Source organism: Agrobacterium sp. DSM 25558 (assembly GCF_900100825.1).
GTDB lineage: Bacteria > Pseudomonadota > Alphaproteobacteria > Rhizobiales > Rhizobiaceae > Agrobacterium.
The window spans coordinates 124,968-137,156 of the sequence record NZ_FMUD01000013.1 but is presented as its reverse complement, the minus strand read 5'-3'; the positions used below and the strand labels follow the sequence as shown (position 1 = coordinate 137,156).

Sequence of the window (12,189 nt, the reverse complement as noted above, 5' to 3'; positions counted from 1 at the left end):
CTATAAGGATAATTATTTATTCTATAGATATACTATACTATTTATCATGCGCATGATGAGATCGCTTTTCCAAGCACAACCGCCCGGTAAGTTTCCGCATACCGGGCAGGTCGCTCCTATTTGATCGGGAAGCCGAGAGTCCGCAAGGTTTGTATCAATTCCGCTCTGCCTTTCAGCGCATCTGCGTTCTCGACGCGTTTTGCAATGGGGCCTGTCCAGCCGGATTGCGGCAAGTTCTGTTTGGCTTGAAATGCCTTCAACACATCGTCATAGGCACCCAGATCCGTCTCCGGCGTACCGGAATATGTCTCGTGAAACAGCACGGAGGATTGTGGAAGACGTGGTTTTACGTCGGTGATGACGTCCGGGTCGGGATATCCGACAGTGAGGCCGAACACAGCGACCGTTTCCGGCGGCAGTTGCAGTTCACGGGAAACGTCATGAGGTTTGTTACGAATACCGCCGACATAACATGAGCCGAGACCGAGGCTGTCGATTGCCGCAACGGCGTTCTGCGCAGCGAGGGCCGCATCGATAGCACCGATCAAGAAACTTTCCAGATAGTCGAGACCCTCTCCCGCATTGCCAAGCTGTTGGGCCACGGTTCTCAGCCGCTTCAGGTCGATCAGCCAGACGAGAAACAGCGGCGCAGACAGAATATGCGCATTGCCGCCTGTATAGCCCGCGAGCCGCGCCTTGCGATCTTCATCTCGAACGGCAACGACGCTCCAGGCCTGAAGATTGGACGAGGTCGGTGCGGATTGGGCCGCGGCCACCAGAAGTTCCAGCGCGCCTTCGGGCAGTGGTTTTGGGAGATAGGCGCGTGCGGTGCGGTGGTTCAGCAGCGCATCAATCGTACTGTTCCAGAAAGGCAGCGAAAAATCCTGCTCCACGCCGTAGCGCGCAAAAAGGCGCTGCTGTGGAACGTCGCCTTCGGTGATGGAAGAAGAATGTATCGTCATGGAAAACCTCTTGGGCGATCAGAAAACAGATTGAAGCGCTTTACAGCCATCTGACCCGGCAACTGCACGGTCATATGATTCATATGCGGCCCAACATAGACAGCCGAGGAACGCATTGCCAATCGACAACCCGCTCGTGGAAGAAAGTTTCCGGTCCGGAGCAGAGCACGCGGTCACAGTCGATTTCAACCGTTCCGTATTCATGCAGCCTCGTGCAATACGTGCCTACTCCCACCAGAGCAAAAAGCAAGCTTTCACGCACAACTCAAACATGTTGGAATTAAATTCCTGAAGACATGATTTCTTGCGCCTCACGGAAGAAAATTATTCTTACGAAAAAACACGTCTGCCGACATGCTGAATCCATCCGACACCAGGTTTTCACAGGAAATGGGGACAGTGCAATGGGTATAGAGCGTCGCAAATTCAATCAGTTACTGCTTCTGGCCGCCGCAGGCACGGCCCTGCCGGGATCTGTCTTTGGAGCGGACGCCTCTCGGCGCCCGGTTTCGGGCGGAACCCTCAATCTTCTTTATCGGGTCGATCCAGGCAACGCATTGTTCGCCATCAACACCTCCTCAGGAACAGGTCAGGCCATCGGCCCGAAAATCGTTGAAGGCCTGCTGACATTCGATTTCGATCTCACACCACAGCCGCTTCTGGCTACCGAATGGTCGGTCTCGGACGACCATCTTCGTTATACGTTCAAATTGCGCCCGAACGTGAAGTGGCATGACGGGAAGGATTTCACCTCCGATGACGTCGCCTTTTCCATCTTCCGGCTCAAGGAGGCACACCCGCGCGGTCGCATCACCTACCAGAACGTCACTGCCGTCGAGAAGCCAGACCCGCTGACGGCCATCATCGTGCTGTCCAAACCGGCACCTTTCCTGATCGCTGCTCAATCGAGTTCCGAATCGCCCATCGTGCCGAAACATATTTTCGAAACGCTGAAAACCGGCGATGGACAGACACTCAAGACCGCCATCGGCACCGGCCCGTTCAGACTGACGCAGTGGAGCCCGGGCAGCCATCTCATTTTCGAACGCAATCCGGATTACTGGGATGCAGGCAAACCCTATCTCGACCGCATCGTGCTGCGCATCATCACCGATCCTGCCGCGCGCGCGGTCGCGCTGGAAACCGGTGAGGTCGATATTGGCGACAACCCCGTTCCGCTGGCCGATCTGGACAGGTTGAAGCAAAATCCCGACCTTGTGCTGGATACGACGACCTATGCCTATGCGGGGCCGCAGCAGCAGCTATTTTTCAACTACGATAACGAAATTTTCGCCAAGAAGGATGTCCGCCTGGCCATTGCCAAGGCAATCAACCTGGAGGAAATCGTCAATGTGGGCCTATTCGGTTACGGTCAGATTTCGCCAAGCCCTGTCAGCACTGCACTGACCAGATGGTACGATCCGTCAGTCAAACCTCACCCTTATGATCCCAAGGAGGCCGAACGGCTTCTGGATGCGGCGGGTTATCCTCGCAAGGATGATGGCAAACGGTTCCCGGTGCGACTGACCTACAATTCTTATCTGACACCGGGGTTTGCGGATGTCATTCGCAACCAGCTTGAAAAGATCGGCGTCGCGGTCGAAATCCGCAAATACGATCTGCCGACCTATCTCAAGACCGTCTACACCGACCGTGCCTTCGACCTCGTCGTGGAATCTCTTTCCAACACCTTCGACCCTTCGCTTGGCATACAGCGCGCCTATTGGAGCAAGAACTTCAAACTCGGCCTGCCCTTTTCCAACGCCGCTCACTATTCGAATCCGCAAGCGGACGCCCTGCTTGAGGCGGCAGCCATCGAGCCGGATGAGGCGAAACGCAAAGAAATATGGAGCCGGTTCCAGCATCTCATCCATGACGAGGTCGCCTCGGTGGACCTCGTGGCCGCAGGCAGCCAGATCGTCGCCCACAAGAGAGTGAAGAACTACGTCACCGGCGCACAGGGGCTCAACTGGAGCTTCGGCGACCTTTGGCTCGATCCAAATTCCTGACCGAACACCATTCAAGGAGATCAATATGTCAGAGCAATCCATCAGCAAAAACACGCTCATCAACTGGCTCGGAGACGGTGAGGAACTTGCCGTCATCGATATCCGGCCTGTAGACGATGTCGGCTATGCATCGCCACTGTTTGCGACCAATCTGCCCGCCGACAGGCTAGATGCCGAACTTGACCGTTTCGTTCCGCGCCGATCCGTCCGCACGGTGCTGGTAGACGATGGCACGGAGGTCGCACGCCAGTCTGCTGAGCGGCTGAAAGCGAAGGGATGGAGCAATATCCATTTTCTGGATGGCGGCATCCCCGCCTGGATCAAAGGCGGGCTTGAAAACCTGCCGACATTCGACATTCCAGGCGTGCCTTTCGTGCAGAAGGTCCGCGCAGAAAAGAACACGCCCGTCGTCTTCGCCCGCGAACTCGAGGTGTGGAAGGAGGCGGGTGAGGATGTGGTCGTTATCGACACGCGCACGACGCCCGAATATGAGAAGGCGCATGTTCCCGGCGCGATCAACGTGCCGGGCGCGGAACTGCTGCTAAGATTCGCAGACCTTGTTCCCTCCACCGAAACAAAGATCGTGGTGTCCTGCGCCGGACTTCCACGCGCGATCCTGGGTGCACAGACATTGATCGATGCGGGGATCGAGAACCGGGTAAGCTATCTGCATGACGGGACACGCGGCTGGACGGATGATGGCTTTGACCTAGAAACAGGCCTCTTCGAGATTTACCGTCCCGCCAGCGCGGACGCGAAGCGATTTGCCGAGGCTCGTCTGGAGACCTTTTCGAAAGAGGACGACCTCGTCTTCATTGACCGTTCAACCACGGAACGATGGTTGGCGGACAAGGAGCGAACCACTTATTTTCTCGATGTTCGCACGCCTGAAGAATTCGCTGCATCACACATTCCAGGCTCGATTTCGTCTGAGGGTGGCCAATTGCTTGGCGTTGCCTACCGCACCATCGCCGTGCGTGGAGCACGGGTCATACTCGTTGATGACCTTCTAGGCGCGCGTGCGCGGGTGGTCGCACATTGGCTGAAACGGCGCGGTTTCGAGATCGCCATTCATCTGCATGATTTCGAGCAAGCGGCGCAGGTCGCTGCTTGAGGCAACGGTGTCTCCTTGCACGCCGCGCAAAGCTTTTCTTTCCTGCAGGCCAAGGATTTTTAACTCGCAGCCGGAATCCCGGCTGCTACCATCACGGATATTGCTCGGATGCTTCCGCGCACAGGATTTATCGATGACTGACACGCTGCACGCCTGGGGTTCTCCACCCAGCAAACGTTACGAAACAATCGCGAGCCGTTTTCGCCCGATTTTCGCGCAGATTGCCAAGGGCACAGTGGCGCGCGATCTCGACAGGCAACTTCGTTTCGATGCTTATGACGCCTTGAAGGCGGCAGGCTTTTCTAAATTGCGCCTACCGGAACAACACGGTGGTCTCGGCCTAACCCTGCCTGAACTTTTCGGCCTGATCATCGAACTCGCCGAAGCCGATCCCAACCTCACCAACGCCTATCGTAGCCATTTTGGCTTTACGGAAGATTTGCTCAATGCACCGCCGAGTTCATGGCGTGACACCTGGCTTGCCCGACTAGGAGAGGGCGACACCATCGGCAGCGGCTTTTCGGAACTGGGTGAGACACGGCTTGGGACCTATTCGACACAGTTGATAAGGGACGGAAGTGGCTGGCGTTTGAATGGCGAGAAATATTACACCACCGGCTCTCTCTACGCAGACTGGATCACGCTTGGTGCGGTGGATGGAGATGGCGAGCCTATCGGTGCACTCGTACCGACGCGTGCGCCCGGCGTCGAAATCGTCAATGATTGGGACGGTTTCGGGCAGGCGTTGACGGCAAGCGGCACGGCACGTTTTAAAGATGTGGCGATTTCAGACGACTTGATCAAACCGAACGCCCTGCGTTTCAGCTATTCCGGCGGGTTTTTCCAACTGGTCCATCTGGCATCCCTGGCCGGCATAGGTCGTGCCGCGGCCACGGATCTGGCGCGCTTGGTGGCGGATCGAAAGCGGGTCTACCAGCGCAGCAATGCCGACCGCTTTTCGGACGACCCGCAGATTCTTCAGGTCGTGGGAGAAGTGCGCGGTGCGGCCTACACCGCAGGTGCCATCGTGCTGAAAGCCGCGGAGGCCTTGCAAGCCGCATATGATGCCAATCTTTCACGTGACGAAGAGCAGATTGCTTTCACCAACCGCAACGCCGAACTCGAAGTCAGCCAATCGGTGACGGTTGTCAGCAGTTTGATACTGGACGCCTGCACCACGCTTTTCGACGCTCTCGGTGCTTCCTCGGCCAAACGCAGCCACGGGCTGGATCGCCACTGGCGCAACGCACGCACCATCACCTCCCATAATCCACGCATCTATCACGACAGGATCGTTGGCGATTTCGCCGTCAACGGTGCCTCGCCGCCCGCCAATGGCGGGGTCGGAGTAGCGGTGCAAACAGACAAAGAAAAAGCAGACGCATGAGCAAACCACAACGCCGGCTGAACCTAAACGTTGGTATCAATACCACCGGCTATCTTCCCAACGCCTGGAAATATCGCACCGGTACCCGGCACGACATCAATGATATCGACTATTATCGCCACCTGACGGAAATCGCCCATAAGGGCAGGTTCGACGCCGTGTTTCTATCGGACCATCCCGCCCTCCTCACCGATCCGCTCAGCCGACCCTTTCACACCATTGATCCGCTGATCCTGTCCACTTCACTTGCCGCTCAAGTGCCTGACATTGGGTTCGTGGCGACGATCTCGTCCACCTATAACTCGCCTTACAATCTGGCCAGACGAACCCAGTCCATCGACATCGTCTCGGGCGGTCGTCTGATTATCAATGTCGTGTCTTCCTTCAATCCGAACGTCGCAGCAAACTTCGGCAATGCGCCGCTGCCGCCGCGCAGCGAACGTTATGCGAAGGCCACGGAGTTTTTGGACGTCGCCAAAAAGCTCTGGTCCAGCTGGGACGAGCGCCGCGAACAAGACCTGCCGGAAGACCGGTTCTGGGATGCAGCGACTGCCCAACCCATCGACCACGCCGGTGAATTCTTCACCGTCAAAGGCCCGCTCAACGTGCCGCGCGGACCGCAGGGCCACCCGGTCATCGCCCAGGCGGGAGCGTCCGAAGGCGGCATCGACCTTGCCGCGCGCCATGGCGAAATCATCTATTGCAATATCCTCTCACGCCCGGCCGGACAGTCCTTCGGCAAGAAAGTACGAGATCGCGCCGTCGCTTTCGGCCGCGATCCATCCGGCATCCGCATTGTGCCGGGCCTCGTCGTCATTCTGGGAGAGACCCGCGAAGAAGCACTGAGAAAGCATGAACTGTTCAGCGGCGCGGGGTCCGAAGACGGGCTTCTGGCACGCTTCATCAAAGAGAATGGCCTTGACCCCGATCGTTTCGACCCGGATGCCGTGCTCAATGCCGAACAGTTCATACCGGACCAGAACCGACAATGGGCAGTTGGCATGGGCCTTGGCCTGTCCGATCTGCTTGCGCATGAACGATTGACCGCGCGAGAGGTCGTGCGCCGATCAGAGGGACATCACCGCCTGCTGCTCGGCACCGCCGAAGACGTCGCCGATGGCATCATCGATCTCTGGCAGGATGGAACCGTAGACGGCTACACCCTTCAACCACCACGCGCGCCCGATGATATTATCGAATTCGTGGATCAGGTCGTACCGATTTTGCAGGATCGCGAGGTATACCCGAGAGAATATGAAGGCCGAACGATAAGAGACAAATACCAACTGCCATATCCGTCGTAAGGTCCATCGGCGAGCGAAGCGCCGTTGGGTGGCGATCTTGCCTCTATGGCAAAAGACCGCCTGCTCTTCATCTCGTCTCGCTCGACGAGCAAATTCCTTGCTCTATCACTCAGCGGCGCTGGCAACCACCACGATCTCGGAATTCCAGTTTTCAGGCAACGGTTCGGGCCGCGTAATCTGGATGTCCTCTGTTACAAGACCGGAGACACCCTTTGCGAAAATTCCGGGAATTCCGTTGGGGTAGTCGATCAAGCCGATGATTTTGCCGTCTGGGCCGAAACGCCATGCGTTTACGCGGCCTGCGCTTTTATCACCGATTGGAAATCGGTCGAAACGGTCTTCAATGGTTGGGCGGATATCGTAGCAAAGCCCGGTCTTCAACGGTCCTGCATGTTGCTCAAGAGAAATACGGCGCAAGGTGATGTTGGAAATACCTCCCTCGTGTTCGGCCACCATGTTGATCGCACCTTCCATGGAGCCCGAGACGTCTTCGATCAACACGTCGCTGACGCTACCAGCTGGAAACTCTTCCGGCCAGCGATCAAGAACGGTGATCGTGATCGCCTCACCAGAGCCCCAGAAACCTGCCGGTGTTTCATGGCAATCGGCGGTGATGCGCACGAAGCGGATGCCCTCGACCACGCCGCCATCACGAGAGAAAATGCCCAGCCCACGGTTGGATTTCTCGATGCGGACGTCTTCGAAAGAAATATTGCGGAAAGGCGAAAAGCTCTCTGTTCCGAGCTTGAGCGCGCAGGAACGGCTTTCAACGATGCAATTTCGAACGGTTACGTTTTCGCAAGGCCCTGTCAGCGACCCATCTTCACGGCGTGTGGTCTTCAGTACAATACCATCATCGGCGGTGCGGAATGTGCTGTCGAAAATGTGCACGTTGCGGCAACCATCGATAACAATGCCATCGGTGTTTGGCATGCGGCGGTCGTTATCGACTTCCACGCCTTTCACCTCGATGTTCTCACAACCGGCAAAATGCATCGTCCACATGGGTGAATCGTGAATGCGCAGGCCTTCGATGCGGATGTCGCGGCAATCGTCCAGAACGAGAATACGCGGGCGATAACGCGCTGCCGTCAGGGTACCCATATCGCCGTCATCACCATGCGTATATTTCGTAGAGCCAGCACAGAAAATACGCCCGCCACCGATAAGCGCGATGTTGGCAGCACCAACCGCCGTCATCATTGCCCGATCGCTTTCCTCCGCAACGATGGCCACCGTCGTTTTGGCATAGGCATCATAGCTTGGAATGAAATGTAGCTCCGCACCGTCCGCAATCTCGATTGTCAAATCGGAGCGCAGGCTCAAACCTCCACATGTATGAATGCCGGGCTCCAGTACGACATGCAATGCATCCGCCTGCCTATCGAATAGAGATTGCAGTTTATGTGTGATTTCATCGGCTTGTGGTGAAATGCGGATGGTTTGGGAGGCTGACATGGATGACCTGTTGGTTTCTGCTATATTCAAAAGGCGGCCCGCATCTGCGGGCCATCCGGTTCAGCAACGAGTTTGAAGAAGGGCTGCGATATAGCCGTAGCAAAACGCGAAAGCGACCTGCTGCTGGTTTTCGCCAGCAAGAGTCGGGGCGTGGTCCGGCATGACCATGTACTGATAACCGGTGTCGCGCAGTGCATCGATGACCGCCGGCATGTCGATATCGCCGTCTTCCAGAAAGCTTTCGCGGAACGAGTAGCGCTTGCCAACGATGTTGCGGAAATGGATGTTCATGATCTTGCCGCGCTCTCCGAACCACCGGGTAATGGCAGGCACTTCCGTGACATCCTCGACCATTTCGCCGAGTGTGCCGATGCAGAAATTGAGACCATGAACGGGGCTTTCGTGCATTTGGACGAAGCGCTTCATTCCTTCCACGGTTCCCAGCACGCGCGTTACGCCCATAAAGCCTGGCGGCGTTGCCGGGTCATGCGGATGGCAGGCGAGACGGATGTTAACGGACTCCGCCACAGGCACGACACGCTCGAGGAAGTAATCCACCCGCTCCCAGATCGTATCCTCATCGATCGAGCCTATCCCTTCCGGGGTTGGTTCATTGGGGTTGGCCAAATCCAGGCGGAAGGCCTCTGCCATGTACCCGCCACGACCGGGCTCCATCGGCGTGCGTGGAATGCCGATATAGTTGAAATTGTAACGCACTGAGGGAATGCCGACAGCCGCGCAGTTCTCGATCAGACGGCAAATGCCATCGATCTGGCTATCGCGATCGGGGCCAGCCAGCATGATATCCTTGCAGGGCACATCACGATCGACGCGGGTCGATGGCATCGGCAGCTGTGTCATGTCGAGTACAAGGCCGAAGCTCTCGATCTTCTCGCGGAAGGCCTCAAGTGTGGGGCGATCCCAGGTCCGCCAGTCACCCGGCGGCGTTGCGGAGATGTTGTTGACACCAAGCTGCTTCATCACCCGGTAGTCGTCGTCATGGCGTGCGGGAATTTGCGTTCCGAGATACATGTGCGTTCCTCCAATTGGAATTCGTGACGTGGCCGTTATCGGCCTGAATGATAGCGCGGCTCGGCCAGCCCCTGATAGGGCAGATCCACGGCATAGACGTCGCCACCCGGGCCGGTGCCGCCCGCCCGAAGCGTGGTGATGAAGGCCGTTTTCAGATCGCTGCCTATGAAACAAATATTCGTGGGATTTGGTACATCGATGCGAATTTCCGCATCTATTCTACCATCGGGCGTCATACGCAAAACGCGGCCGCTGTCGCTCGCTGCGATCCAGTAGCAACCATCCACATCTATCGCTGCACCATCCGGGCGACCACCGAGGGTGGCCTTATCCGCAAACAGTCGCTCATTGGTAAAGTCGCCCGTGGCCGGATCATAGTCATGCATCATGACATGGGGATTGATGGGGTTGGAATCTGAAACATACATCGACTTGCCATCCGGGCTCCAGGCAAGACCGTTTTGCGTGCGGAAACGCCCGCCCCTTTCCAGAACTTTCCCTTCGGTTTCTATACTGAAAAGCGTACCAAACGCTCCGGGGGCTGAGGTATCCGGGGCCATGGAGCCGGACCAGAACCGCCCCTGCCGGTCGCACGCACCGTCATTCATCCGCCAGCCGGGTGTGAGATCGGGCCCCGCACCAAACTCAAGGTCTACGACACCATCAACGATGGAAAGCCTGGCAAAGCCGCGCTCTGTGGAAGCGATGAAGCCGCCGTCTGCATGGATAGCCAGAGCCCCAACGTGCAACGGCAAGTCAAACCGCTCTACAACGCCATCGGGATACGTCACCCGGTACAACGCAGCACCGGGAGAATCGACCCATGTTACACGCCCATGTTCCGGTTCCCAGACCGGCGTTTCCCCAACGGTGCAGCCCGTCCGGGCAATTCTTTCAGCGGTAAAGTGGGGCGGGTGATGGTCTGTCATGCTTTCCCAATCTGCGCTTATATCTTATGCCGAAGGCACCAATCGCCGCTCGGTCTGCTTATCGAACAGCAATGCCTTGCCGTCTGCCACGCGCAATGCCACGTTTTCTCCCATATGCAGCGGACTACGGCTTTTGGATGAAACAAGTATTTGTCCCACCGGGCTATCGCATATCACGGTCGTATCCGAACCCGTCGTTTCCACCGCACGGACGGTTGCAGGCAGCGCGTCAGCGGTATCTTGCGGCACGACGTCCAGATATTCCGGTCGGATGCCGACCACAACGTCTCTGCCGCCAAAGGCGCTATAGTTTCCCGGCACCGGCAACCGGCCCTGGCTGTCGCGCAGAGCGAGACTTTTCCCGTCAGCACCGATCGTCGCATTCATCATATTGATGGCTGGCGAGCCAATGAAGCTTGCCACGAAGATGCTGTCGGGCAAATCGTAAAGTTCCAAGGGTGTGCCAGCCTGCTCGACCCGGCCATCACGCAGGACGACAACCTTCTGTCCCATCGTCATGGCTTCGACCTGATCATGCGTGACGTAAACCGATGTTGTGCTCAAGCGGTGGTGCAGATCGCGGATTTCACCGCGAACCTGGCTGCGCAGCTTGGCGTCGAGGTTCGAAAGCGGCTCATCGAAGAGAAAGACGGCAGGGTTGCGCACGATTGCGCGGCCCATGGCCACGCGCTGACGCTGACCACCCGAAAGTTCCTTCGGCAACCGATCCAGCAGCTTTTCCAGTCCGAGCACTTGCGACACCTGATCGATCTTTTGATTGATCTCGTCTTTCGGGCGTCGCGCAAGGCGCAGGGCGAAGCTCATGTTTTCGCGGACAGTCATTTGCGGATAGAGCGCGTAACTCTGGAACACCATGGCAATGTCGCGCTGTTTTGGCTCAAGGTCGGTAACATCGCGTCCACCGATGTGGATTTCGCCTTCACTGGCCGTTTCCAAGCCAGCGATGATGCGCAACAACGTCGATTTACCGGAGCCGCTTGGCCCGATCAGCACGCAAAACTCACCCTCTGCGATGTCTATCGATACGTCCTTGATGACATCAACGACACCAAACGACTTGGAAACGCCCCGTAGGGAAACTGCACCCATTTCATTCCTCTTAAGATTGTTTCTGCGCAAGTGGCGCGATTAGCCTTTGACCGCGCCGGCCATGATGCCGCGATTGAATTGACGCTGAAGCAGAAGATAAACGATGATACTGGGGGCCATAGCGATGAGAGTTGCCGCAACCAGAATGTTCGGCGTTATCGTGTCATCCACGCGAAGCGAGCCCAACGCGACCGGCAGCGTCATCAGGTCCTTGTCGTTCACCACGATTAGAGGCAACAGATACTGGTCCCAGATCATGATGAAGCCGAAGATCAGCACGGTTCCAAGTGCGGGCCGCACGAGAGGTAATATGACTTTGGAAAAAATTTGCCACTCGCTCGCACCATCGATACGCGCTGCTTCTTCCAGTTCCATAGGGATCGCACGCATGAACTCTGTTAGCATGAAGATCGAAAACGCCCAGCCCACGACTGGCAGGATCATGGCCAAATATGTGTTGTAGATCGATACATTGATGATCGGCAGTTCTTTCTGCATCACCAGATAAAGTGGAATGGCAATCACCTCTTCCGGCAACATCAATGTGCACAGAATGAGCAAGCTGACGACAGCAGCGCCACGGAATTTCTTGCGAGCCAAGGCATAGGCTGCCAGGGCACTCACCGTGACTTGCAGCCCGGTTCCCACGATGACCACGATCACCGAGTTCATCAGGTAGCGCCAGACTTTCATGTCGAAAAGCGCAATCCGAAAGTTCTCGAGCGTCGGGCTCTGGGGGATCAGGGTCAACTGACCCGGCTTGAGGCTGACACCGCTGAAGGCAGTGACGAGAGCGCCCCAGAAGGGACCGACGAAGATAACGATGAGGATGGCGTAAAGACCATACCGGGCGAAATTGAGCAGATGAGAAGTTTTCATCGAAC

General features: G+C 56.9%; 10 protein-coding genes. 4 read left to right on the top strand and 6 right to left on the bottom strand.

What is annotated here, in order from left to right:
- Window positions 1–116: 116 nt before the first annotated feature.
- Window positions 117–962 (bottom strand): NADPH-dependent oxidoreductase, encoded by an 846-nt coding sequence (locus DSM25558_RS13265; RefSeq protein WP_077105234.1) that lies wholly within the window; start codon window positions 960–962, stop codon window positions 117–119.
- 404 nt (window positions 963–1,366) lie between these two features.
- Between DSM25558_RS13265 and DSM25558_RS13260 the strand changes: the two genes are divergently transcribed.
- The 4 genes from DSM25558_RS13260 (at window position 1,367) to DSM25558_RS13245 (ending at window position 6,776) form a co-directional block, all read left to right on the top strand.
- On the top strand, window positions 1,367–2,971 hold the full coding sequence (locus DSM25558_RS13260) for an ABC transporter substrate-binding protein (RefSeq protein WP_077105233.1): 1,605 nt from the start codon (window positions 1,367–1,369) through the stop codon (window positions 2,969–2,971).
- A gap of 25 nt (window positions 2,972–2,996) precedes the next feature.
- Window positions 2,997–4,085 carry a rhodanese-like domain-containing protein gene (locus tag DSM25558_RS13255; RefSeq protein WP_077105232.1) on the top strand — a complete coding sequence of 363 codons (1,089 nt, stop codon included), beginning with the start codon at window positions 2,997–2,999 and terminating at the stop codon, window positions 4,083–4,085.
- A gap of 133 nt (window positions 4,086–4,218) precedes the next feature.
- Window positions 4,219–5,472 carry an acyl-CoA dehydrogenase family protein gene (locus tag DSM25558_RS13250; RefSeq protein WP_077105231.1) on the top strand — a complete coding sequence of 418 codons (1,254 nt, stop codon included), beginning with the start codon at window positions 4,219–4,221 and terminating at the stop codon, window positions 5,470–5,472.
- Window positions 5,469–6,776: an NtaA/DmoA family FMN-dependent monooxygenase gene (locus DSM25558_RS13245; RefSeq protein WP_077105230.1), complete on the top strand. Its 1,308-nt coding sequence runs from the start codon at window positions 5,469–5,471 to the stop codon at window positions 6,774–6,776. The genes DSM25558_RS13250 and DSM25558_RS13245 overlap by 4 nt, the downstream gene beginning before the upstream one ends.
- 105 nt (window positions 6,777–6,881) lie before the next feature.
- Here the strand turns inward: DSM25558_RS13245 and DSM25558_RS13240 are convergent, their stop codons facing one another.
- Genes DSM25558_RS13240 through DSM25558_RS13220 form a run of 5 tightly spaced genes read right to left on the bottom strand, consistent with a single transcriptional unit; the run spans window position 6,882 to window position 12,184 of the window.
- Window positions 6,882–8,234 (bottom strand): polygalacturonase PglB, encoded by a 1,353-nt coding sequence (locus DSM25558_RS13240; protein ID WP_077105229.1) that lies wholly within the window; start codon window positions 8,232–8,234, stop codon window positions 6,882–6,884.
- 60 nt (window positions 8,235–8,294) lie between these two features.
- Window positions 8,295–9,266, bottom strand: coding sequence for a mannonate dehydratase (locus DSM25558_RS13235; RefSeq protein WP_077105228.1), 972 nt, complete (start codon window positions 9,264–9,266; stop codon window positions 8,295–8,297).
- A 35-nt stretch (window positions 9,267–9,301) separates the two neighbouring features.
- Entirely contained in the window at window positions 9,302–10,195 is an 894-nt protein-coding gene (locus tag DSM25558_RS13230; protein WP_077105227.1) for an SMP-30/gluconolactonase/LRE family protein, read from the bottom strand.
- Between the two features lie 24 nt (window positions 10,196–10,219).
- Window positions 10,220–11,305 carry an ABC transporter ATP-binding protein gene (locus DSM25558_RS13225; protein WP_077105226.1) on the bottom strand — a complete coding sequence of 362 codons (1,086 nt, stop codon included), beginning with the start codon at window positions 11,303–11,305 and terminating at the stop codon, window positions 10,220–10,222.
- Between the two features lie 39 nt (window positions 11,306–11,344).
- Window positions 11,345–12,184, bottom strand: a complete 840-nt coding sequence (locus DSM25558_RS13220; protein WP_077105225.1) for a carbohydrate ABC transporter permease — start codon at window positions 12,182–12,184, stop codon at window positions 11,345–11,347.
- Window positions 12,185–12,189: the final 5 nt, after the last annotated feature.

Coding starts and splice junctions, on each gene's coding strand:
- DSM25558_RS13235 (WP_077105228.1), bottom strand. CDS start 9,266: ATGTATCTCGGAACGCAAATTCCCGCACGCCATGACGACGACTACCGG.
- DSM25558_RS13245 (WP_077105230.1), top strand. CDS start 5,469: ATGAGCAAACCACAACGCCGGCTGAACCTAAACGTTGGTATCAATACC.
- DSM25558_RS13255 (WP_077105232.1), top strand. CDS start 2,997: ATGTCAGAGCAATCCATCAGCAAAAACACGCTCATCAACTGGCTCGGA.
- DSM25558_RS13250 (WP_077105231.1), top strand. CDS start 4,219: ATGACTGACACGCTGCACGCCTGGGGTTCTCCACCCAGCAAACGTTAC.
- DSM25558_RS13220 (WP_077105225.1), bottom strand. CDS start 12,184: ATGAAAACTTCTCATCTGCTCAATTTCGCCCGGTATGGTCTTTACGCC.
- DSM25558_RS13225 (WP_077105226.1), bottom strand. CDS start 11,305: ATGGGTGCAGTTTCCCTACGGGGCGTTTCCAAGTCGTTTGGTGTCGTT.
- DSM25558_RS13230 (WP_077105227.1), bottom strand. CDS start 10,195: ATGACAGACCATCACCCGCCCCACTTTACCGCTGAAAGAATTGCCCGG.
- DSM25558_RS13265 (WP_077105234.1), bottom strand. CDS start 962: ATGACGATACATTCTTCTTCCATCACCGAAGGCGACGTTCCACAGCAG.
- DSM25558_RS13240 (WP_077105229.1), bottom strand. CDS start 8,234: ATGTCAGCCTCCCAAACCATCCGCATTTCACCACAAGCCGATGAAATC.
- DSM25558_RS13260 (WP_077105233.1), top strand. CDS start 1,367: ATGGGTATAGAGCGTCGCAAATTCAATCAGTTACTGCTTCTGGCCGCC.